Raw genomic sequence first — 24,164 nt, forward strand, 5'->3', positions numbered from 1 at the left:
CTTTTTTTTACCGAAACCAATTTTAGTCCAAATCTAAAAATACAATTATGAAGCATATTGCTATTAAACTTTTGATGATCATCTCTCTATTTTTATATTCGTCAAAAACCTTTGCCCAACTTCATACAATACCAGAATGTGGGAATAATTACGCTTTAAATTGGTCTACTTTTCCAGAAGCATCTAACGAGTATGGTTGGTCTACAGGTTCATTGTCCAACACCTATAAAAATGTAGATAACTCTGATGTTAATATTACAATATCATTCTCTGGAGAAACTAACTCATTTGGTTTCTGGGCAGGACAAACTCCAAAAGTAGGCACAAAATCTAGTTATTTATATAAGGGTCTAGACTTATTAACTAATGGTTTTACAAAAGAAGGTATTACGTGTACCATTACATTTAGCAAACCCATATATGCCATGTCTTTTGATATTCATCATGTAAACGTACACGCGGGTAATGGTGACAAATACACGATAACCGGAACAAACACGAATGGTGAAATCATTTATCCCCAATTTAAAAATTCGACTAAACCAACTTATGTAGCAGATAATGCAACTGGTATTGTTAATGCAGTTTCTAACGTAACTCCTGGTGAAAATCCAATAGTTGGTGTTAATTTTTCAGATGATAATTTAGTAACTAGTATAACTATTCTTTGGGAAGATTGTGACGATTGTGAATTTGAAAGTCCGCATGCAACAGGAATAGGTAACTTTAATTTTTGTACACCACAAAATTTAGATTTTGATGGTGTGAATGATTATGTAAGTACAAAAGCATTTCTAGGAGGAGAAAGCGAGCTTACTATGATGTCTTGGATTAAAATCGATAATGAATCGAATAGTGGTGAAATTATGGGACAGCCAAACTTTAAACTCTACACAGATGTTAATCAAAATTTAAAAGTATTTTTAAAAACAAACACAGGTTTAGATATTATTTCACCTAACTTAAATACAGCTAGTATAACCAAAAATATATGGCAACACATAGCTACGGTATATAACGGTAATTCTGGAACATTAAACTTATATTTAAATGGAGAAAATATTTGGAGTTTTAATGACAAAACCATAATTAATACCTCTACTAATAATACACCCGAATGGAATAATAATTACAATTTTGAAATAGGTAGAGATGCTTATAATCAGAATAATTATTTTAGAGGATCTATAAACGAGGTTAGAGTTTACAAAAAAGCCTTAAATATCTCTGAAATACACACTCAAATAAATCAAAAAATAGAAAAGGATGATAATAAAGTAAAAGGATCCGTAATTCCTAAGCACATTGGAGATTTATCATGGGATAACCTATTACTATACTATCAAATGGAAGCTGAAAATACGGGGTATACACTTGATAGTTCTAATAATAATCGGAATGGTTTATTACATAACATGGATGCAAATTCATTTCAAGATTATACCGCGCCACTACCTTATATAACTAGCTCAACCACTACAGGTAATTGGCAAGACGCTGATAGTTGGTTACATGATGATGTTTGGAATATACACAATAAAACACCAAAACATGCTATTGTAAGGGTGTTAGGAAATATAGAACTTGCTACTAATATTAGTACAGTTGGTTTATTAATAGAAGAAGGAAAAACACTAACTCTAATAAATAATTCTGCATTAAAAAACACGTTGTATTTAAAACTAAACGGTAAGCTTAAGTTAAAAGGTGATGCGCAACTTATACAAACAGAGTATAGTAGTTTAGACGCAGCAAGTTATGGTGTTTTAGAAAAAGATATTGCTGGTACTGCAGATAAATATACTTACAATTATTGGTCTTCTCCAGTTAATAACTCAGATAGAAATATGAATAACGGGAAGTATACAGTTATGGATGTTTTTTCAGATGTAAAGTTTATAACAAGTGGTTATGACGGATCTGAAATTCCATTAGGTATTGCAGATTACTGGATATGGAAATTTAGTAATAAACTTAGTGATGATTATGCATCGTGGCAACATGTTAGAAGTATTGGCGAAATTTTACCTGGAGAAGGCTTTACTATGAAAGGACCAGGAACAGGTAATAGTGATGCTACACAAAACTATACATTAAAAGGAAAACCTAATAACGGCACTATAAGTTTAGCTGTAAATGCAGGAAACGATTATTTAGTAGGTAACCCCTACCCATCTGCTATTGATGCCGTTCAATTTCTTTTAGATAACAAAGGTAAAGCATCAGGTTTAGGTACAACAAATGGCGCATTATATTTTTGGAAACATTGGGGCGGCGGTTCTCACATAGCTAATGATTATCAAGGAGGCTACGCTACATTTTCGCTTTCTGGTAGTGTACCAGCAGCTTCTCAAGGCTATAATAATCCAAAAGTTTTTACTGGAGGAAGTTCTGTTGATATTCCTTCAAGATACATTCCAGTAGGCCAAGGTTTCTATATAACTTCAGAGGCCGATGGTACTATTAATTTTAATAATAAACAGCGTGTTTCTTTCACAAAAAACACAAATCAATATAAAAACAATACATTACATAGAAAGGGTGAAACCGAAACTGTAGATTCTAGAATGAAACTTAGAATAGGTTTTAATTCTGTTAACAAAATAAGGAGACAACTACTTATTACTGCGGATAAAAATGCGACCACTGGAATAGATTGGGGTTACGATTCTAAATATATTGATACACAAATTGATGATATGTATTGGATGATTAATAACCAGAAGTTTTTAATTCAAGGTATTAATGAAATAACAAAGGAAACTATTATTCCATTAGGCATCCATACAGATAATGCTGGTTTAAATAGTATTACTGTAGATGAAATAGAAAATATAACTGAAGATTTTGATATATACTTACACGATAAAGAACTTAACTTATATCATGATTTAAAAAGGGCTAAATATGAAACCTTTTTAGAGGCAGGGTCTCATCTAGATAGATTTGAAATCGCTTTTTCTAAAGCGCAAACATTAAGTGCTGAAACGTTTAAACCTGAAAATGATATCGACGTATATTACTCAAACGAAAAACAAAGTATAGTTATTGATAATACAAGTTTAAAGGCTATTAAATCTGTAGAAATGTTTAATATTTTAGGGCAAGCATTATTCAATATAAATACAAACTCCAATAAAAGTCATTTAGAATACAGAGTACCTAAAAACATAGCAGGTAATTATATTTTGAATATTGAAACAGACTCAGGAAAAATATCAAAAAAAGTATCCATACAATAGTTAGTTATTTGAATTAGTTAAAATATCGCAAATCTACTATTTCAAGTCCTGAATTAACATTCAGGACTTCTTTTTTACAATAGAAATTAAAGCTTCTAAAGCCATCTTTTCTTGTGTACCACTTTTCATGTTTTTTAATGTATAGCTATCCGAGTTTATTTCTTCCTCACCTACTAATACTACAAAAGGTATATTACGCCTGTTGGCATGTGTCATCTGCTTTTTCATTTTGGCAGCATCAGGATATAACTCTGCATTAACACCCTGTTCACGAAGTTGTTTAATAGCCTTTAGGCTAAATAACGCTTCTTTTTTACCAAAGTTGATAAATAACACTTCAATATGTTTTGATATGGTTTCAGGAAACAAACCTAGCGCTTCTAGTACCAAATAAATACGATCTAAACCAAAACTAATACCAACACCACTCATATTTTTCATTCCAAAAATACCAGTAAGATCATCGTAACGACCGCCGCCACCAATAGAGCCTAGTTTTACGGTTTCTGGTGCAGAAACTTCAAAAATAGCACCTGTATAGTAATTTAATCCGCGGGCTAAAGTAACATCCAATTGCAGTTTTGCTGTTTTTAACCCTAATTCTGAAATAGCAGTATCAATAAATGCTAATTCATCAATACCTTTTTTCCCTTCTTCAGAAGTGGATAATATAGCCTTTAAACTCTCTATTTGAGATTCAAAATTACCTGATAATGAAAACAAAGGTTGTAATTTTTCGATACCAGATTCTGGAATACCTTTATTAAGCATTTCTTGTTTTACCTTCTCCTCGCCTATTTTATCTAGCTTATCAAGAGCTACTGTAAAATCAATTAGTTTATCACTAGCACCAATTACCTCTGCAATACCAGATAGTATTTTCCTATTATTTATTTTGATGGTAACACCATCTAGTTTTAAAGCAGAAAATACAGTGTCGTATAACTGTATAAACTCTACCTCTTGCCAAAGGGAATCACTCCCAACAACGTCAGCATCACATTGATAAAATTCTCTAAAACGTCCTTTTTGGGGTCTATCAGCACGCCAAACAGGTTGAATTTGATAGCGCTTAAACGGAAATTCTATGTCGTTTTGATGTTGTACCACGTAGCGTGCAAATGGGACTGTTAGGTCGTAGCGAAGTGCTTTTTCTGAGATTAAAGGTGTAATACTATTAGATTTAATGTTCAAAAAAACATTAGCATAAATTTCAGTGAACACTTTATGTTTAGTATTCTCATCAGGAGAAGATAGTAAGTTTTTATAAGCATTATGAATCATTAAAAATATATAATCCAAGACATCTTCTGGAGGTAAGTTTTTTACACTATTCTTACCTCCATTCAAAGTAACCTTCAAAAATTTTTGAACAACTTGATTTCTAGATTCTCTATAAAGCCAATCAATATTGTCCAATTCTTCTTTTGTAAGCTTTAAATAAAACATTTCACCAACACGAATTGCTGACAAAATTCCGTTTTTAGTTTTATAAAAATAATCCCCAGAATTCAAAATCTTAAAAATCAAACGATCGCCTTCATCACCATACTTCCCCATTAAGGTTTCAGAGTTTTCAAAACTTGGGGTTTCAATAGGCTGAAAACCGAAAGTATCAAACGCATTACGAATGGTATTAAAAATATAATTACGTTTTGCTACTGCTTCTGGATTAAAATCTCTAGTGCCTTTTGGTGTACTTGGTTTTTGAGCCATATTAAACAATCTGCTACTGCAGATATCTCTTTTTTAGTTCTTTAAATTAATTGGATTCCGTATCAAGTACAGAATTACAAAAATAAATAATTGATAACGTCATTGCGAGTTTTTCGATAGAAAAAAAGTGAAGCTACATATAAATAAAATTTATGAATTTATTAATGAAATTACTTCTATCATTCTTCCCTAGTGAAAACTTTAGTTTATAATATCATAAAAATAGCGATACAACTCACCTTTTGTGATAGAAGCACCTTGTTCAATCATTTTAAATTTATCTAAGTTTTTCTCTTCAGTATATGCTTTATCTGCTTGTAAAAACTCTACACTATCATCCATTAAATTATCACGAAGCCAGCTATAACCACCTTTTGTTGTGATATCAATATCTTCATTTTTAACATTAACTACAATAGCATGCATGTTTTCTTCATTTAAATGAAACAAATACATGTGTTGTGGTGCAAAATGCTCTAAGTATTCAGCGTTATTTAAAACCCCTTCCCAAATTAAATCACTAAAAACATCTAGTTCCATTTCGGCTAAATCTGGCTTATTTGCTTTTAAATTAGTCCACTCGTCAGCAGTTATAGATTGTGTTGCCAAAAAATTGATAAATTCTTTATGTAATTCTTCAAACTGTTCTTTTGTAAGTCTTGAATATTTCATGGTTTATGCTTCTTAAGAATAAGAGAATTTGTAGTTTTTATAAATGTAAAATTTTATTTTTTTATAGCAGCTGCTACGGCAAATGGTCTATCTGTCGCTATAATATCTATGCCTTTATTAATCCAGATGTTGTAAAGCGTATCGCCTTTAGCTTCAGCTTTTTTATCTAAATTTCCTAAAGTACCTAACATGGTTTTTATGCCATAACTGTGAAGTTTGGAGTACAAAGTATCAGGCGATAACCGTGTACCGGTAAAAGCCACCATATTTTGCGTTGGTATGCCAGAATGTAACAACCAGTCTACTTCCTTATTATTTCTAGCAGAAACTGATAAAAGTAACTCTGGAGCTACAGCATTTGCGCGTTCTGCTTGTAGTAAATCATACGTAATAAGTATTGAAACATCTTCTGCTCCTACAGCACGTATTAATGCTACAACATCCTCAACAGCTACGCTTCTTTTAATATCTATAGTTAAAACAACATTTTGGGTTGTAGCCCATTCTAAAACATCTTTAAATAAAGGGATTTTAAATGTGGTTGAGTTACCAAATTCATCTTCCAAATTAAATGCTTGCAACGCTTCAAAAGTAAACTCTGTTATATTACCTTCTCCTGTTGTTGTTCTATTTAAGGTATTATCATGCATTAAAACCAATACATCATCTTTAGTTTTAGCAACATCTATTTCGTAAATAGCATGGATACTATCGTTAATATATTGTAAAGTTTCTAAACAGTTTTCTGGGTAATGGGGAATACCTTTTCCACCACGATGTACACTTATTAAAGGCACATCAGTTGGGTTGTATTTAAAGTCTTTTAAAAGGGTAGATAATACAGTTTTATCAATAGTAATAGTGGCAGCACCTACATCTTTTTCTTTAGTTTTACATGAAAAAAAGAAAATAATACCCAACAACAAAATTGTTTTTCTCATAGCATCAAATATAAAAAACATAAAATAAGATATTATTATAAACGGAACTGTTTAACGTATTAATTTAAAGCATAAATTTAAGTTTACTCAAAATAAATAGCACTAAAAAAACCGTTTAGAAAGTTATCTAAACGGTTTTATATAATTTATAAATAAATTACTTAAGCTTTAGCAATAACTTCAAAAGGGAATTCGAAAGTTACTTCACGATGTAAACGAACTACAGCGTTATATTGTCCTAAACGCTTAATGTTACCACCTATTATGGTAATAAACTTTTTATCTACAGTATGTCCTTCTTTTTCAAAAGCTTCAACTAAATCAGCTTTAGTTACAGAACCAAATAATTTATCTCCAGCTGTAGCACCTTCAGTTGCTTTTGCTGTAATTTTAATATCAAGAGCTTTAATAGATTCTGCTGTTTTATTAGCGTCTTCTATAATTTTCTTGTCTTTAAAAGCTCTTTGTTTTAAGTTTTCTGCTAATACTTTCTTAGCAGATGAGGTAGCGATAACCGCTTGCCCTTGAGGAATTAAAAAGTTTCTACCATAACCGTTCTTAACTGTTACAACATCGTCTTTAAATCCTAAATTTTCAACGTCTTGTTTTAATATAAGTTCCATCTGTTATGATTGTTTTATTTTAATAAATCTGCTACGTATGGCATTAAAGCCAAATGACGTGCTCTTTTTACAGCAACAGACACTTTACGTTGGTACTTTAAAGATGTACCTGTTAAACGTCTTGGTAAAATTTTACCTTGCTCATTTACAAAACCTAATAACCAGTCTGCATCTTTATAGTCTACATACTTAATTCCAGATTTTTTGAAACGACAATATTTTTTTTGCTTGTTTGTTTCTATATTAAGCGGAGTTAAATATCTAATTTCTCCGTCTTTTTTTGCTTTTGCTTGTTGATCTATCGATGCCATAATTACGCTTTTGCTTTAAGTTTTTCTCTTCTTCTCTCTGCCCAAGCCACAGCGTGCTTGTCTAATGCTACAGTTAAGTAACGCATAAAACGCTCATCACGTCTAAATTCAACCTCTAAAGGTTCAATTACTTCTCCAGCAACTTGATACTCAAATAAGTGATAAAAACCACTTTTTTTGTTTTGAATAGGGTAAGCTAATTTTTTTAGCCCCCAGTTTTCTTTCGATATCATCTTAGCACCTTTAGAAACAAGAAAATCTTCGTATTTCTTTACTGTTTCCTTTATCTGATCGTCAGATAAAACGGGATTTAAGATGAAAACAGTTTCATAATGATTCATAAAAATCTATTTTATTATTAAAAATTGGATGCAAAAATAATTATAATTTATATTTCTGGCAACGTTTTTGTAAGTTAATAAAATAGTGTCTACAATATGTTAAAATTATGTAATAAAGAGCATTTTAACGATGATTTTTGGTTTTTAACCGAATTATTTGTACTATTGTCGATATCTTAACCGAAATAATATAAAATGTTATGACTTTAAACTGTGTAGTAGTTGACGATTCAGCGATACAACGCCTCTCTATAGTTAAGTTAGTAGAAAATCATCCTTCACTAAACTTAATTGCAGAGTACAGTAGTGCGCTTGAAACAAAAAATGGCTTGAATACGCATCAAGTAGATTTAATCTTTTTAGACATTGAAATGCCAGTGCTAAATGGTTTTGAATTATTAGACGTATTGAACAAAAAACCCCAAATTATTTTTGTAACCGGTAAAACCGAATATGCTTTTAAAGCTTTTAATTACGATGCTACCGATTATTTACACAAACCAATTACCAAAGATCGCTTTAACACTTCTGTTGATAAAGCGCTTGAACAACATAAATTAACACTTGATTTTACAGAAGAAGAAGGTGAACATATTTTTGTAAAAAGTAATCTTAAAAAACGTAAAGTTTATATTAAGGATATTAAATGGATTGAAGCTCTTGGTGATTATGTAAAATTAGTTACAGAAGAAACTAGCTTAGTGGTATTATCTACAATGAAAGCTTTTGAGGCAGAATTGCCAGAAAACAAATTTTTAAGAATCCATAAATCTTATATTGTTAATCTCGATAAAATTGACAGATTTAACAGTAAAAACGTGGAAGTTGGTGCTTACGAAATACCGTTAAGCCGCAACAAAAAAACTCAATTGGTTGATGCTTTAAATAATATTTAAACGCGCACTAATTAAATTAGAAGTTATCGACATTTAAAATTATTTTAACCGACCGAAAATCTTTTATACTAAAGAAGCTATTATTTACATAATGGCTTTTTTTGTTTTAAGCGAAAATCGATTTAATCGCTCCATACAAATAAAATATTGTAAATTTAAATAACTTAAAACTATAACGGACATGTCGTTAATATCAAGAATTAGCATCATCATCTCTTTATTTATTTGTAATCATTACTATTCACAAAATAATAACCCTTATTTTATTGGGCATAGTTTAGTGGGGCATACAATGCCTGATATGCTAGATCATTTAGCAACAACACATCAAATAAACTACTCAAGCAAAAGACAAATAATTAACGGCGCACCTCTTAAGTATAATTGGGAAAATCCAGAATTAGGTGAAATAGGTAATTATGAAACCGACTTATCAACAGGAAATTATAATTCACTTATAATAACAGAAGCAATTCCTTTAGACAATCATATCATGTGGTCTGACACACATATTATGGCAAATAATTTTTATAATTATTTTAGTAATTATGTGAGTAATGGAACTACATTTATTTATGAAACTTGGCATTGTATTAATAGTGGCACTCCCATAGATTGTGATTTTGATAATGGCGATGCTATATTGTGGAGAGAACGTCTTGATATAGATTTGAGTAAATGGGAAGCCATTGCAGATGCTATTAACAATCAAAATGCAGGAGCAAACACAAAACTAATTCCAGCGGGACAAGCCATGGCATTATTATATGATGAAATTGCTTTAAATAATTTGACAGGTATTACCAGTATTTCAGATTTCTTTTCAGATGATATCCATTTAAATGATATGGGCAACTATTATATCGCCTGTGTCATGTACACTGTATTATTTAATCAGACTCCAGTAGGTTTAACACGAGATATAAATGACACATCTGGAGTTCCATATCAAACTCCAAACACCGATTTAGCAAACCAATTACAACAATTAGCTCTTACAAGTGTTTGTAACTATCAAAATACAAGCACTGGTATTTGCCAAACGTTAGGCACTTCTCAAAAACACCTAAACGCATCTGTAAAAATTATTTATAACGATGAAACTATCAAAATAAATGCAAATCGTAACATGGTTTCAGAATTGGAGATACATAACATTTATGGACAAAAAGTAAAACACAAAACAAACGTAAATAAAAATACGCTAAGTATTAAAAAACCTATAGTAACTCAAGGTATGTATATTTTAACCGTTCAACTAGAAAACGGTAAAAAAGTTTCAAAAAAAATAGTTCTTTAAATACATAGTGAACTCTAAAAATTATCTACATTTAAGATTATTCTAACCGACCGAAAATCTTTTACACTAAAAAAGCTATTATTTATTTTAATGATAGCTTCTTTTGTTTTTGATAATGATTGTTTTTTAGGAATTTTTATCAAAATATTTTTATGAAACTGATTTCGAATTCTAGCAACTGGTGGCGACTCTGGACCTAAAACATTATCGCCAAAAACTTGTCTTAAGGATTTACCAAGCCAAATAGAAGCCTGCTCTACCCTATTATAATCTTTATGTTTTAAAGTGATTTTTATTTGCTTGTAAACTGGCGGATATTTGTAGTTAAAACGCTCATCCATTTGCTCTTTAAACATGGCTTCGTAATTATTAGACGATACTTGTTGCAAAATAGTATGATAAGGATTATAGGTTTGCACTAAAACCTTACCTCTTTTATCAGTTCTTCCTGCCCTACCTGATACTTGCATGATGAGCTGAAAACTACGCTCGTGTGCTCTAAAATCAGGAAAATTGAGCATATTATCAGCATTCATTACACCTACTAACTTTACGTTTCTAAAATCTAAACCTTTTGTTAGCATTTGTGTGCCTACCAAAATATCAATCTCTTGCTGTTCTAAAGCTGTAATTATTTTTTCATAGCCATATTTACCACGCGTAGTATCTAAATCCATACGCGCTACATTATATTCAGGAAACAATATTTTTACTTCCTCTTCTATCTGTTCGGTACCAAAACCTTTATTATCCAATTCTGAACTTCCGCAGGCGCTACAATTTTTAAGCATTACGGTATGATACCCGCAATAATGACATCGTAATTGATTTCTATATTGATGAAAAGTTAAACTTACATCACAATTTGGACATTGTGGTGCATGCCCACAGGTATTACATTCAATAATAGGCGAAAATCCTCTACGATTTTGAAATAGTATAATTTGGTGCCCCTCATCAAGCGTTTCAGTCATTTCAGCAATTAACCTATCACTAAAATGCCCCTTCATTAATTTTCGTTTATGCTTATCCTTAATATCTACCAACTCTATTTCTGGCATTAATACATTATTGTAACGATACTTTAACTCTACTAAACCATAACGGTTTTGTTGTGCGTTAAAATAACTCTCTAAGCTAGGTGTTGCAGAGCCTAAAAGTGTTTTAGCTTGGTGCATATGTGCTAAAACAATAGCAGCATCTCTTGCGTGATATCTAGGTGCAGGATCAAATTGTTTAAAGGATTGCTCATGCTCTTCATCTACAATAATTAATCCTAAATTATAAAATGGCAATAAAACCGAGGAGCGTGCTCCAAGTATAATTTGTGCTTTTTGAGAATTATGCAATACATTGTTCCAAACTTCAACCCGCTCGTTTGTAGAGTATTTAGAATGAAATATAGCTACCTTTTCTCCAAAGTAATTTTGCAATCTACTTACTAGCTGTGTTGTTAGGGCTATTTCAGGTAACAAATACAATACTTGCTTTCCGTTTTGTATAACGGCTTCAATAAGTTTTACATAAATTTCGGTTTTCCCAGATGACGTTACACCATGCAACAATGTGGTATTTTGGGTTTGAAATGCTATTTTTATGTCTGAAAGCGCTTTCTCTTGATGTTCGTTTAATGCTTTTGAAGCCTCGTTAGTTTCTCCGGAATACTCACCCCTATCTTTTTGGATATGATACTCTTCTAAAATCTCTTTATCTATTAATGCCTTTATAATTGAGTTTGAAGCGCCACTTTCATTAGATAAATCAGAAACTTTTACAGGTTTTTTATCTCTAGATGACAACATAAATAGCGTCATCACTACTTGTCTTTGTTTTTGAGCTCTTTGTAAATCGCTCAGTAGTTGAGTTAGCTTTTCTTCTGAAGAAAACTTAGAACTCAACTTTACATAACGCACTAATTTGGGTTTGTACTTTTCAAAAACTTCTTCTTGAACAGAAATAGCGTTTTTATCAAGCAATCGCTTTATTACTGGTAACACCGTTTTCTTATCCAAAATGCTCATTACATCTTGTATTTTTAAAGACGATTGATGGTGCAAAGCGTCGTATACCAAAAACTCATCATCTTTTAAATCTTCATCATTTATTTGATAATTAGTTTTAGTGACTATGGTTTCGCTCTCTAAAATAAAAGCATTTGGTAACGCGGCACGCATTACATCTCCTAAGGTACACATGTAATAACTAGAAATCCACTCCCAAAACTTTAGTTGAATTTTTGTAACTAAAGGTATTTCATCTAAAATTTGATGTATTTCTTTAGCCTCATAAACCAAAGGCGCTTCAGAATGTATTCTATAAACAATCCCTGTATATATTTTAGATTTACCGAAGGGTATAGAAACGCGCATTCCTGCTTTCAAAAAATCTGACTCTGCAGCACTTATACTATAAGTAAATAATTTTTGAAGCGGTATTGGAAGTATAACATCTATAAAATAAGCCATGAATTATTACAATTTTCTTAACTTATTTAAAGCAGCATTCAACTCATACCCCAATAACAGGATGTTGGAGTTTAGCCATAAATACAATAAAAGGATTAATAATGCACCAATGGAGCCATATAGCTCATTATATGTTGAAAAATTATCAATATATATACCGAATAAAAAAGACGTTAAAATGATTAATAATGTGGTTAATAATGCGCCTATTGAAAAAAATCTTGCATTTCTCCCTTCCTTTGTTCCAAAGTAATATAACGTTGCGGTGGCTAAATATACCATAATGATAAAAAACATATATTTTGCAAAAATAATCCAGCCTATACCGCTATCTTCTGCTAAAGCTTCACCACTTAAACTTTCGTAAATAGGGCTTAAGATATAGATTTGAAAATACCCAAACACAGCTACAGTTAACATTAGTAAAATAGCTAAAATTAATGCGATACCTAATGCATATAGATATTGTTGAAAAACATTACGTGTAAGTTGCTCATGATAAGAACCTTCAAAACCAGAAAACACAGCATTAACGCCATTTGCCATTAACAACATAGACAATAAAAATACAGACGATATTAAACCAGCACCAGCGCTACCACTAATATTATCAAAAATATTAGAGAAAAAGAAATCTGATGTTTGAGGTGGTAAAATTGAATTTAAAAAATCTAAAAATTCAAATTGAAAATTATCGATTGGCACATAAGGAATTAGTGTAATAACGAATAACAAAAAAGGAAAAATAGCAGTAAAAAAGCTAAAGGCAATAGCACTAGCTCTAGTAGTAAGTGCACCTTTTACAATACCTAAAACGTAAAGTTCTGATAAATCGTAAACTGAAAGTCCCTCAAAACCTGGTAATTTAATCTGTTTTAAAAATGTAACTAAAACATTTATAACAGGTATTTTATCTAGTTTATCCTCAATAGGTTTAGTCATTAATCACTACAATTTTTCTATAACGTACTATTTATGCAAGTTAAAAAATATATAGCATTAACTTAGTGAGAGTTTTAGAAATAAAAAAGAAATTTAAATTATTTAACAGCTTTTAAACTTAAATCCATATTGTGTACAGAGTGTGTTAAAGCACCACATGAAATATAGTCTACACCACATTCAGCATAATGCCTAATTGTAGTTTCATTTATATTTCCAGAAGATTCTGTAAGACACACATCTCCTATCATTTCTACAGCTTTTCGGGTGTCTTCATAATCAAAATTATCTAATAAAATACGGTATATACCATCACTTTGCAGTATTTCTTCAACCTCACTTAAATCTCTTGCTTCTACCATAATTTGAAGATTTCTACCTGTATCCTCTAAATAAGCCTTAGTCATATCTATGGCTTTGGTAATACCTCCAGCAAAATCTATATGGTTATCTTTTAACATTATCATATCGTAAAGTGCAAACCTATGGTTTTTACCACCGCCTATTTGTACTGCCCACTTTTCTAATACTCTAATACCTGGTGTAGTTTTACGAGTATCTAAAATTTGCGCCTTAGTACCTTTTAATAAATCTACAAAACTCCTTGTTTTTGTTGCTACAGCACTCATGCGTTGCATAGCGTTTAAAAGTGTACGCTCTGCTTTTAAAATAGATTGCGAAGGCCCTTCAACATAAAGTACAATATCTCCAAAAGATACAGGTGTACCGTCCTCAATTTTAACATCTACCTTAAGGCGTTTATCTACATACTCAAATACGCGTTTTGCAAAATTTACACCCGCAATTATACCTTTATCTTTAACTAACAGTTTAGCTCTACCTCTAGCATTTTCAGGAATACAGGCTAAAGAGCTATGATCACCATCTCCAACATCTTCTCTAATAGCGTTTTCTATAATGTAAGCTACTTCTTTTTCGAAATATTCTTTCGTTATCATACTTGCAAATTTCCACAAAAATAACAAATGGAATATTAATTTGCGAATTTTTTAGTTTTAATGCCTGAAAATATAAATTTGATAAATAGAACCTTTAATTTTGTATTATGACGATTAAACTACTTACTATAGGAAAAACTGATAAAAAGGAACTTATATCCTTAATTGATGTTTATAAAAAACGATTAAATCACTATATAAAGTTTCAATTTGAAATTATTCCTGATATAAAAAATAGTAAGAATTTAAGTGAAAAAGAACAAAAACAAAAAGAAGGTGAACTTATTTTGAAAAATATAACATCTACAGATGCTCTGGTTTTATTGGATGAAAACGGAAAACAATTTGATTCTGTTGGGTTTTCTAGCTATTTACAAAAGCATATGAATTCTGGAATAAAACAAGTAGTATTTGTTATTGGCGGACCTTATGGATTTTCTGATGATGTGTACAATACATCAAATGGTAAAATATCACTTTCTAAAATGACATTTTCACACCAAATGATTCGCTTATTTTTTATCGAACAATTGTATAGAGGCTTTACTATTTTGAGAAATGAACCTTATCATCATAAATAAGTTTTCAGTTTACAATTCTGGTTATCAATACTTACTAAAAAGCAAAAAAAAATGACCAAAACACAATGTTTTCGGTCATCTTTTATCTTTCGTAATCCGTAAATTTTTAGTGTGTTTTAAACACTTCTTTTCGTTTTTTTAGTTGCCTATCTAAATCTCTAATTGTTTCTCTAACAGAAACTTCAAAGTTATGCTCATTTGATGTTGCAAATAGTCTAGGACCTGGTAAACTTAATTCTATATTACAAATTTTTCCTGCGTTATGATCTTTTTCGTCTTGTTTAAAATAAACCATTGCACTTATTAAAAACTCATATTTATTAAACAACTTCTCTAATTTTTCCTCTGTGAATTCTGATAGCGTTTTACTCACATCTACATTTACATATTGAAAATTTACTGTCATAATCAGATTTTAATTTAGTTATTAATACTGATACAAGATACAAATTATAACCCTATTTGGAAATGACTAAAATCATAAAAAAAAACTAAAATTTAATCTCTTTTTTGAAAGTAAAACCTAGGTATTTCGTCTACAAACATGTAAATCAATTTATTATGAAAAACCAACAAACAAAAGATATTATAATTTTTGACGGTGAGTGTAATTTATGTAATGGTGTTGTAGGGTGGCTCTTAAAATTTGCTCCTAAAAATATGTTTTACTTTTTACCATTTCAGTCTCCACAAGGGCAAAGGCTTTTAAAACAATATGGGTTTCCAACGGAACAATTAGATACCGTTATTTTAATAGACCAAGATGGACTAAAAACACACTCTGATGGGTTTCTAAAAATTGTATCTAAAATACCAAAGTGGCAGCGTGTTGCAGCACTTTTAGCTTTTATTCCTAGACTAATTCGTGATTTTGTTTATAAAACTGCTTCAAAAAATCGTGTAAAATGGTTTGGTACGTCTAATAGTTGTTCTATTAGCCTTTAAAACTTAAAATACAATACATTTATTCTAGTATTTCTATTTGCTTTAAAATTTGAGATTCTGTTACCAAATAAGGCTTATTATTTCTAATAGTTTGATACATATCTTCAAAAATATTTAAATAACTAGATTTGATAGATGCTACATGTTCTTGTTTTTTTGTAATACCATCTTCATAATAGGTTAATACACCTTCTTTATCTTTTACTTCAACGCCATATTGCAAATCGTCTGGTTGTATTCCTGCTTCTATTTGGTCTTCTTGTACGTCTGTTCTCTCTTTAACATATGCTCCATTTTTTCCATATAAAATAAATGCGGGCATGGGGTTAGCCACTAATAAACTTGCGGTAATAAATACTTGTAATCCGTTAGGGTATTTTAAATGTACTTGTGCATAATCGTCAATTTTAGTGTTAGGTCTAAATTGTCCAGAGGTTTTAGTCCATGCTATTGGCTCACCAAATAAAGAAATTGCTGCATCAATTACATGAGCACCTAAATTATACAAAACACTATTTCCTGGAACTGCCAATTCTTTAGAAATAGTATCACTTAGTTTATAAACATACCTATCGTATCTAAAATGCACTTCTATTAAATCGCCTAGTTTACCTGATTTTAATACGTTTTTTACAGATAAATAATCACTATCATAACGCCTGTTTTGATATGGTAAAATATATTTATTATGTTTTTTTGCTGTTTTGTACAACGTCTTAGCTTCCTTTAAAGTTACGGTAAATGGCTTTTCCATTACAACATGTTTTCCTGCTTTTATCGCCTTTAACCCAAACTCAAAATGTGTAGGACTTGGCGTGTTTACAATAACAAGCTCAATATTTGAGTCATTCAAAAATTCATCAACACTATTATAACTAATAATATTTGGGTATTTAGACTTAGCATTTTTTTTTGTTCGTTCTACAATAGCATATAAATCGAAACCTGAATGTAACTCTAAAAACGGACAGTGGAATAAACGTCCGGATTTGCCGTATGATAACACGCCTGTTTTTATATTATGAGCCATTTGCGAAATTTTTGTTGTAATTAAGTTGAAAAATGAATAATACTAATTTAGCGTTTTTTTATATAAATCATTATAATTGCAGACTAAGTTTCATTTTTAAAATAGCACAATGCAACTCGTTTTTGCCACAAATAATAAAAATAAATTAAAAGAAGTTAAAGCCTTAATTCCTAAAAGGATTAAGCTTTTAAGTTTGAAAGATATTGGGTGTTTTGAAGATATACCAGAAACTCAAAATACCATAAAAGGCAATGCTATTCAAAAAGCAGAGTTTATAAAAACAAATTATGGGTACGATTGTTTTGCCGATGATACTGGTTTAGAAGTACAAGCCTTAAATGGCGAACCTGGTGTTTATTCCGCTAGGTATGCTGGACCTCAAAGAGATGATACAGATAATATGGATTTACTTTTAAAAAAATTAGAATCTAAATCTACTAGAAATGGTCAGTTTAAAACCGTAATTGCATTGCATTTAAACAATAAACTCACAACATTTGAGGGTATTTGTAAAGGAGAAATTACAACGTTTAAACATGGTGAAGGTGGTTTTGGATACGATCCAATTTTTAAACCAGATGATTATAACCAAACATTTGCAGAAATGGATTTACATTTAAAAAATAAAATAGGACACCGTGGTAAAGCTACCATACAATTAGTAGCGTTTTTGAGTAAAATTTCTTAAAAAAACCGAAAATCTCTATTGGCTATTCGCCATGATTATATTATTTTTATTCGATGTCTGAAGAAGAGATCGAAAAAGAAAATAAAGCAATTGCAAAAGCCTACAAAAATCTTTTAAAAGTAAGTTATACAAACTTGTCTGATGATGACAAAAAACTTATAAGAAAAGCATTTGAAGTTGCTTTAGATGGGCACAAAACACAGCGTCGAAAATCTGGTGAAGCTTATATTTTTCATCCATTAGCGGTAGCTCGCATTGTAGCCCAAGAAATTGGCTTAGATGCAATATCTATTGCTGCGGCATTACTTCATGATGTTGTAGAAGATTGTGAAGACTATTCCATTGACGATATAGAACAATTATTTGGTGAAACCGTAGCTAGAATTGTTTATGGTCTCACAAAAATATCCTCCTTAAGTAAAGAGCAGGATATGGATGTGTCTCTACAAGCTGAAAACTTCAGGAAAATGCTATTAACTCTAAATGATGATGTAAGAGTTATCATTATAAAAATAGCAGATCGTTTGCACAATATGCAAACTATGGATGCTATGCGCCCGGATAAACAGGTTAAAATTGCTTCTGAAACACTTTATATATACGCACCCTTAGCACATAGAATTGGACTTTATAATATTAAAAGTGAGCTTGAAGACCTTTCACTTAAATACACAGAGCCAGAGGTTTATAAAGATATTCTAGATAAAATAAAAGCCAGCAAAGAAGAACAAGATAAATACATTGAGCAATTTAGTGCTGTTATAAAAAAGTCTTTAGATAGAGAAAATTTTGAATACACTATAAAAGGGCGTCCAAAATCTATTTTTTCCATACGCAAAAAGATGGTAAAACAAGGGGTTGCCTTTGATGAAGTATATGATAAGTTTGCAATACGTATCATATATAAAGGTGAAGAAGAAAACGAAAAGTTTTTAGCATGGAAAATTTATTCAATTGTTACAGATCATTTTAGACCAAACCCACTTAGACTACGCGATTGGATTTCATCACCCAAAAGTACTGGTTACGAAGCATTGCATATTACTGTTATGGGGCCAAAAGGCAATTGGGTAGAAGTGCAAATTCGCAGTAATCGAATGAATGAGATTGCAGAAAAAGGATATGCAGCCCACTACAAATATAAACAAGGTGAAGAAAAAGAAGATAGTTTAGAAAAATGGATTAACAAACTACAAGAAGCACTTGAAAACCCAAGCTTAAATGCTGTAGATTTTGTAGAACAATTTAAGCTTAACTTATATGCTCAAGAAATATTTGTATTTACTCCTGCTGGCGAATTAAAATCGCTTCCTAAAGGTGCAACCTCTTTAGATTTTGCATTTAGTATACATACCGAAGTTGGTATGCAAACTAGAGGCGCTAAAGTAAATGGAAAACTTGTACCATTAAGTCATGAATTAAAAAGTGGTGACCAAGTGGAGGTTATTACATCTAAAGTCTCCAAACCTAATGCCAACTGGCTTAATTACACAACCACTGCACGAGCAAGAGCAAAAATAAAATCTGCACTCAAAGAAGATAGAAAAATTATTGGTGAAGAAGGTAAAGAAATTTTAAGGCGTAAACTAAAACAGCTTAAAATTACACTTAATGAATCTTCTGTTAACGATTTAGTACGCCATTTTAATCTGCAAACAAGTTTAGACTTATTTTATCGCATAGGTATTGGCTCTATTGACAATACAATGCTTAAAGATTTTGCGTCTTCTAGAAGTAATGTACTGGTAAGCTTTATTAAGAATAAAATATCTAGAAAGCAAAGTATTTCAAAAGAACAAATAGAAAAAGAAGAAATTACATCTAATTACGATTCACTTGTTTTTGGAAAAGAAGAAGAAAAGCTAGATTATAAATTATCTAATTGTTGTAATCCAATTCCTGGAGATCACGTTTTCGGGTTTTTAACAGTTTCAGAAGGTATTAAAGTACACAAGCATAATTGCCCTAATGCGCTAAGTCTACAATCTAATTATGCATATAGAATTATGCTAGCAAAATGGATAGATTCTAGCCAACAGGAATACACTACAGAAATTAAAATTTCTGGAATAGATCACCTAGGATTGGTAAATGATATTACTAAAGTAATTTCTGGAAATTTACACATAAACATGAAAAGCTTAAGTTTTGAAACTGATGATGGTATCTTCTCTGGTAAAATAAAGTTAGCAGTTAAGAACAAGGCATTGTTGAAAAAAATATTAGATAATCTTAAAAAAATTAATGGTATTGATAAGGTTTCCAGAGTTTAAAGTGTAAATTTGCCTCGCAATTATGAATTCGAATACAGATAGTAAAAATCAGGAGATTGTAAAAAGTGTATTTACAAGCTTTTTAGAAGAAAACGGGCACAGAAAAACACCTGAACGCTACGCTATACTCCAAGAAATTTATAACAACCAAGAACATTTTGATATTGAGTCACTTTATCTCAATATGAAAAATAAAAATTATCGAGTTTCTAGAGCTACACTTTATAATACTATTGAGCTTCTTTTAGAATGTAAATTGGTAAGAAAACACCAATTTGGGCAAAGTCAAGCACATTACGAAAAATCTTATTTTGATAGACAGCACGATCATGTTATCTTAACAGACACTGGTGAAGTTATTGAGTTTTGTGATCCACGAATTCAATCTATCAAAAAAACTATTGAGGAAGTTTTCAATATAGAAATTAATAACCACTCACTTTATTTTTACGGAAATAGAAAAACTCCTGAAGACACTCAGGATAACTAACTAATTTATTTTACAATGGCAGTAGATTTACTACTAGGATTACAATGGGGAGACGAAGGCAAGGGAAAAATTGTTGACGTATTAACTAAAAACTATAATATTATTGCGCGCTTTCAAGGTGGGCCAAATGCAGGACACACGTTAGTTTTTAATGGCAGAAAGCATGTACTACACACTATACCCTCTGGTATTTTTCATGATGAAGCTACAAATCTAGTAGGTAATGGTGTTGTGATAGATCCTGTTATTTTTAAAAAAGAATTAGATAAGCTTGAGGAACAGGATGTAGATTATAGAAAATCTTTACTAATTTCAAGAAAAGCACATATTATATTACCTACGCATCGATTATTAGATGCGGCAAGCGAAGCTTCTAAAGGAAAAGCAAAAATTGGTTCTACATTAAAAGGTATTGGACCAACTTACATGGATAAAACTGGAAGAAACGGTATTCGTGTAGGCGATTTAGAATTAAGCGATTGGAAAGAACGTTATCGTAGTTTAGCTGACAAGCACGAATCTATGATTGATTACTACAATGCTGCTATTGAATATGATTTGGCTGAATTAGAAACTGAATTTTTTGAAGCTGTGAAAGTTTTGAAATCTTTAAAGTTTATAGACTCTGAAGAGTATGTATACCAAGCACAAAAAACAGGAAAAACAATTTTAGCAGAAGGTGCTCAAGGCTCTTTACTTGATATTGATTTTGGAACTTATCCTTTTGTAACCTCTAGCAACACTACAGCAGCTGGTGCTTGTACTGGCTTAGGTGTTGCACCAAACCAAATAGGTGAAGTTTTTGGTATATTCAAGGCCTATACTACAAGAGTAGGTTCTGGGCCATTTCCTACTGAATTATTTGATGAAGATGGTGCAACTATGGCAAAAGTTGGACATGAATTTGGCGCTACTACTGGCCGACCAAGACGTTGTGGCTGGTTAGATTTAGTTGCCTTAAAATATGCTGTGCAAGTAAATGGAGTTACACAATTAAATATGATGAAAGGCGATGTACTCTCTGGTTTTAAAACCCTAAAAGTATGTACTGCATATAAATATAAAGGTGAAGAAATTAAACATTTACCTTATAATATTGAGCCAGAAAATGTAGCGCCTATTTACACAGAATTTAAAGGTTGGAGTGAAGATTTAACTGAAATGACAGAAGCTTCTCAATTACCAGCAGCATTAAACGATTATATTGATTTCCTAGAAAAAGAACTAGAAACACCAATCTCTATTGTTTCAGTTGGTCCTGATAGAAAGCAGACTATTTTTAGATCATAAAAACTCATATTTTTAATAAAATAAATAAAGGTATAATCAGTAGATTATGCCTTTTTTGATATTGCAAAGTCTACAATTGTTATTCGTTTAAGGTAACCTTGACCGTCTCAGTTTCAACTTTAGACAATAATTGCAGTTTCCCTTTTTCAAACAAATCATCTAGGTCGGTTAAGGCAACGTCTAAAGTTTCTGGTTTATAATTATTGTAATCTGCAAATGTTATACCCTCTATTACTCGTTTGTTATAAGCTTCTCTAAAACGAATCCCTCCACCGTTTACTGCATAACTATACGCTAAATAATCTAACGTAAAATCGGTTTTATTAATCCAATACACAAACGTATCATCATGATCTGTTCCGCCACCTTCTTCATTAAAAGTAACTCCTATTTCGTAATAAGTTTTTCCATTTATAGTATCCTCACCTAAAAGTTCCTTTTTTACTGCTGCTGCATTTAAACCATAAGGCAGTTGTGCAAAGTAATGCACACTATTCACACTATTTGAAAGTTTTAACTTTATGGCATCAGGTATTTGTATTAATGTGCCATTAACATAGCGCTTAAAATCACTATTGGTTAATACATCTCTAATTATGCCTAGGCTATCCTCAATAATACGCTCATATTGAAAAGCGCCACCATTTTTAATGGATTTATAATTAGTGTTTCTAAAGTTAAAAGAAATAGTACTTTTTTCGCAACTACCACTACAATGGTTTTCAATAGCTTTATCTATAATTGCTTGAGCAGTTAATGTTTTAGGCGAAGTATTACATGATACTAATAGACAAGCAAAAATTAAAGAGCAAAAGAATTTCATATAATATGGATGATTTTAGGTATTACTATTTATAAAAACAAAAGCCATAAATGCACTATAACCCAATACAAGGAAAAAACCCTTATATCTACTGATTTGCATACGCTTAGGAATAAAAATAAGAGGAATAAGTACTGCTGCGAAACCTAGCATCCAAAAAATATCATTGGTTAATATCTGTGGTTCTGTAACTGTTATGGGTTTTACAAGCGATGTAAGACCTAATACGGAAGCAATATTAAATATATTAGAACCAATTAGGTTACCTAAAGAAATGGCTTTTTCTTGTTTAGCAGCAGCAATTACAGAAGCTGCTAATTCTGGGACACTAGTACCAATAGCAATTAAAGATACGCCAATTACGGCTTCACTTACACCAACGGAACGCGCAATTTCTTTAGAGCCATCTACCAACCAATCGCTTCCAAAATATAAAGCAACAGCCCCAATAAGTAACCAAATTGCTATTTTAAAGTTTGATACTTTTTCTAAAGCTTCATCTACGTCATCAACAACTACTTCTTTTTTTGCATTTCGTATCAACACAAAAAGAAATACGGCAAGCCCTATAAATAATGTGCCACCTTCTAGTGCAGTTAACACATTATCGTTTTTCAAGAAATAATATAGCACTAATGAAAAAAGCATCATTATAGGCCAATTCAATTTATAAAACGATTTATCTACTGCAATAGGACCAACCAAGGCGGTAACACCCAGTACTAAACCAATATTAGCAATATTAGAACCTACAACGTTATTTATAGCTATGGCTGGAGAGCCAGATAAAGCTGCTTGTAAACTTACTAATAACTCTGGTGCCGAGGTAGCGAAGGATACCACCGTCATCCCAATTACCATTTTTGAGATATTAAATTTAAACGAAAGTGCTACAGAAGAACGTACCAAATACTCTCCACCTACTACCAATAATATAAAACCAAGAATGACCCAAAGGATACTCATAAACTATTTTTTTGCGAAGATAATATTAAGAATTAACGATTTATAATTTTTAATTTATGATTTATAAACAGTTACAAAAACTAAAAATTTCGTTAAATAACTATATTTTTAGTTTTATAACTATAAAAATAGTTTACATTTGTAACTCACCTACTTTGCAAACATTAATTTAAACTGTGAAGGTAGAAACGTTTACTGATTGATGCGTTAGGGATAGTAGCGGCATCCTTTTTTACTTTTTCTGTAAAAAAGACCTGCCTACCTGTGGTGTCGCAGGTAGGCAGGCGCCAAAATAAAATTTAAGATATATGGAAAAATTAACAAATAAAGAGGAAGAGATAATGCATATTTTATGGAAGCTTGAAAAGGCCTTTGTGAAAGAGGTAATGGCCGAAATAAAGAATAACAAACCGCATTACAACACGCTATCTACCATAATACGAAACTTAGAAGACAAGGGATACGTAAGCTATAACGCTTTTGGAAAAACACACCAATACTTTCCTGTAGTGAAGAAAGAGGATTACAGAAAGGGTTTTATGAATACCGCTATAAACAACTATTTTAATAACTCGTATAAAAATGTGGTATCGTTTTTTGCTAAAGAGGATAAAATAAGTGTAGACGACTTGAAGGAGATTATAGAAATAATTGAAAAGAAAAAATAACA

Annotated in this window: 23 protein-coding genes; 10 read left to right on the forward strand and 13 right to left on the reverse strand. The window is 31.2% G+C overall.

Annotated features, from left to right (window positions below):
- Positions 1–47 precede the first annotated feature (47 nt).
- Complete coding sequence (locus ACKGJY_RS03325) at positions 48–3,242, forward strand: LamG-like jellyroll fold domain-containing protein (RefSeq protein ID WP_413972424.1); 3,195 nt, start codon at positions 48–50, stop codon at positions 3,240–3,242.
- A 60-nt stretch (positions 3,243–3,302) separates the two neighbouring features.
- Here the strand turns inward: ACKGJY_RS03325 and hisS are convergent, their stop codons facing one another.
- The 6 genes from hisS to rpsF all read right to left on the reverse strand — a co-directional run bounded on the left by hisS (position 3,303) and on the right by rpsF (position 7,846).
- Entirely contained in the window at positions 3,303–4,958 is a 1,656-nt protein-coding gene (gene hisS / locus ACKGJY_RS03330; RefSeq protein WP_413972425.1) for a histidine--tRNA ligase, read from the reverse strand.
- A gap of 201 nt (positions 4,959–5,159) precedes the next feature.
- Positions 5,160–5,630 carry a DUF6495 family protein gene (locus ACKGJY_RS03335; RefSeq protein WP_413972426.1) on the reverse strand — a complete coding sequence of 157 codons (471 nt, stop codon included), beginning with the start codon at positions 5,628–5,630 and terminating at the stop codon, positions 5,160–5,162.
- Positions 5,631–5,683: 53 nt separating this feature from the next.
- The gene (locus ACKGJY_RS03340) at positions 5,684–6,571 is read right to left on the reverse strand and encodes a glycerophosphodiester phosphodiesterase family protein (protein ID WP_413972427.1); all 888 of its coding nucleotides are present in this window, start codon (positions 6,569–6,571) and stop codon (positions 5,684–5,686) included.
- 161 nt (positions 6,572–6,732) lie between these two features.
- Positions 6,733–7,194 carry a 50S ribosomal protein L9 gene (gene rplI / locus ACKGJY_RS03345; protein ID WP_413972428.1) on the reverse strand — a complete coding sequence of 154 codons (462 nt, stop codon included), beginning with the start codon at positions 7,192–7,194 and terminating at the stop codon, positions 6,733–6,735.
- 14 nt (positions 7,195–7,208) lie between these two features.
- Positions 7,209–7,505 (reverse strand): 30S ribosomal protein S18, encoded by a 297-nt coding sequence (rpsR, locus tag ACKGJY_RS03350; protein ID WP_413972429.1) that lies wholly within the window; start codon positions 7,503–7,505, stop codon positions 7,209–7,211.
- Between the two features lie 2 nt (positions 7,506–7,507).
- Positions 7,508–7,846 carry a 30S ribosomal protein S6 gene (gene rpsF, locus ACKGJY_RS03355; RefSeq protein ID WP_413972430.1) on the reverse strand — a complete coding sequence of 113 codons (339 nt, stop codon included), beginning with the start codon at positions 7,844–7,846 and terminating at the stop codon, positions 7,508–7,510.
- 200 nt (positions 7,847–8,046) lie between these two features.
- On the opposite strand from rpsF, the gene ACKGJY_RS03360 reads away from it, so the two are divergent.
- Together ACKGJY_RS03360 and ACKGJY_RS03365 are read left to right on the forward strand one after the other, a co-directional pair.
- The gene (locus tag ACKGJY_RS03360; protein WP_413972431.1) at positions 8,047–8,742 is read left to right on the forward strand and encodes a LytR/AlgR family response regulator transcription factor; all 696 of its coding nucleotides are present in this window, start codon (positions 8,047–8,049) and stop codon (positions 8,740–8,742) included.
- Between the two features lie 181 nt (positions 8,743–8,923).
- Positions 8,924–10,042, forward strand: coding sequence for a T9SS type A sorting domain-containing protein (locus tag ACKGJY_RS03365; protein ID WP_413972432.1), 1,119 nt, complete (start codon positions 8,924–8,926; stop codon positions 10,040–10,042).
- Between the two features lie 14 nt (positions 10,043–10,056).
- On the opposite strand, the gene priA is transcribed toward ACKGJY_RS03365, so the two are convergent.
- The 3 genes from priA to nadC form a co-directional block, all read right to left on the reverse strand.
- Positions 10,057–12,507, reverse strand: a complete 2,451-nt coding sequence (gene priA / locus ACKGJY_RS03370; RefSeq protein WP_413972433.1) for a primosomal protein N' — start codon at positions 12,505–12,507, stop codon at positions 10,057–10,059.
- Positions 12,508–12,513: 6 nt separating this feature from the next.
- Positions 12,514–13,449, reverse strand: coding sequence for a YihY/virulence factor BrkB family protein (locus ACKGJY_RS03375; protein WP_413972434.1), 936 nt, complete (start codon positions 13,447–13,449; stop codon positions 12,514–12,516).
- A 98-nt stretch (positions 13,450–13,547) separates the two neighbouring features.
- Positions 13,548–14,408, reverse strand: a complete 861-nt coding sequence (nadC, locus tag ACKGJY_RS03380; RefSeq protein WP_413972435.1) for a carboxylating nicotinate-nucleotide diphosphorylase — start codon at positions 14,406–14,408, stop codon at positions 13,548–13,550.
- Between the two features lie 107 nt (positions 14,409–14,515).
- Between nadC and rlmH the strand changes: the two genes are divergently transcribed.
- Positions 14,516–14,989: a 23S rRNA (pseudouridine(1915)-N(3))-methyltransferase RlmH gene (rlmH, locus tag ACKGJY_RS03385; protein WP_413972436.1), complete on the forward strand. Its 474-nt coding sequence runs from the start codon at positions 14,516–14,518 to the stop codon at positions 14,987–14,989.
- Between the two features lie 106 nt (positions 14,990–15,095).
- On the opposite strand, the gene ACKGJY_RS03390 is transcribed toward rlmH, so the two are convergent.
- Positions 15,096–15,395 (reverse strand): HPF/RaiA family ribosome-associated protein, encoded by a 300-nt coding sequence (locus ACKGJY_RS03390; protein WP_413972437.1) that lies wholly within the window; start codon positions 15,393–15,395, stop codon positions 15,096–15,098.
- A gap of 155 nt (positions 15,396–15,550) precedes the next feature.
- On the opposite strand from ACKGJY_RS03390, the gene ACKGJY_RS03395 reads away from it, so the two are divergent.
- A complete protein-coding gene (locus tag ACKGJY_RS03395) occupies positions 15,551–15,934 on the forward strand; it encodes a thiol-disulfide oxidoreductase DCC family protein (RefSeq protein ID WP_413972438.1) in 384 nt (127 codons plus the stop codon).
- Positions 15,935–15,953: 19 nt separating this feature from the next.
- Here ACKGJY_RS03395 and ACKGJY_RS03400 read toward each other — a convergent pair whose 3' ends face one another.
- Complete coding sequence (locus ACKGJY_RS03400; RefSeq protein WP_413972439.1) at positions 15,954–16,964, reverse strand: Gfo/Idh/MocA family oxidoreductase; 1,011 nt, start codon at positions 16,962–16,964, stop codon at positions 15,954–15,956.
- 109 nt (positions 16,965–17,073) lie between these two features.
- Between ACKGJY_RS03400 and ACKGJY_RS03405 the strand changes: the two genes are divergently transcribed.
- From ACKGJY_RS03405 to ACKGJY_RS03420, 4 genes are read left to right on the forward strand one after another with little or no spacing between them, the layout of a single operon-like run.
- Entirely contained in the window at positions 17,074–17,652 is a 579-nt protein-coding gene (locus tag ACKGJY_RS03405; RefSeq protein WP_413972440.1) for a non-canonical purine NTP diphosphatase, read from the forward strand.
- Between the two features lie 53 nt (positions 17,653–17,705).
- Positions 17,706–19,925, forward strand: coding sequence for a RelA/SpoT family protein (locus tag ACKGJY_RS03410; RefSeq protein ID WP_413972441.1), 2,220 nt, complete (start codon positions 17,706–17,708; stop codon positions 19,923–19,925).
- Positions 19,926–19,947: 22 nt separating this feature from the next.
- On the forward strand, positions 19,948–20,415 hold the full coding sequence (locus tag ACKGJY_RS03415) for a Fur family transcriptional regulator (protein WP_413972442.1): 468 nt from the start codon (positions 19,948–19,950) through the stop codon (positions 20,413–20,415).
- Positions 20,416–20,430: 15 nt separating this feature from the next.
- The gene (locus ACKGJY_RS03420; protein WP_413972443.1) at positions 20,431–21,705 is read left to right on the forward strand and encodes an adenylosuccinate synthase; all 1,275 of its coding nucleotides are present in this window, start codon (positions 20,431–20,433) and stop codon (positions 21,703–21,705) included.
- A 79-nt stretch (positions 21,706–21,784) separates the two neighbouring features.
- Here the strand turns inward: ACKGJY_RS03420 and ACKGJY_RS03425 are convergent, their stop codons facing one another.
- Positions 21,785–22,528 carry a DUF6503 family protein gene (locus ACKGJY_RS03425; RefSeq protein ID WP_413972444.1) on the reverse strand — a complete coding sequence of 248 codons (744 nt, stop codon included), beginning with the start codon at positions 22,526–22,528 and terminating at the stop codon, positions 21,785–21,787.
- Positions 22,529–22,543: 15 nt separating this feature from the next.
- The gene (locus ACKGJY_RS03430) at positions 22,544–23,494 is read right to left on the reverse strand and encodes a calcium/sodium antiporter (protein ID WP_413972445.1); all 951 of its coding nucleotides are present in this window, start codon (positions 23,492–23,494) and stop codon (positions 22,544–22,546) included.
- A gap of 308 nt (positions 23,495–23,802) precedes the next feature.
- Between ACKGJY_RS03430 and ACKGJY_RS03435 the strand changes: the two genes are divergently transcribed.
- Positions 23,803–24,162, forward strand: a complete 360-nt coding sequence (locus tag ACKGJY_RS03435; protein WP_413972446.1) for a BlaI/MecI/CopY family transcriptional regulator — start codon at positions 23,803–23,805, stop codon at positions 24,160–24,162.
- The last annotated feature ends 2 nt before the right edge of the window (positions 24,163–24,164 follow it).

Origin of the sequence: Hyunsoonleella sp. 2307UL5-6 (genome assembly GCF_047345485.1) — a bacterium.
In the GTDB taxonomy this organism is placed as follows: domain Bacteria; phylum Bacteroidota; class Bacteroidia; order Flavobacteriales; family Flavobacteriaceae; genus Jejuia.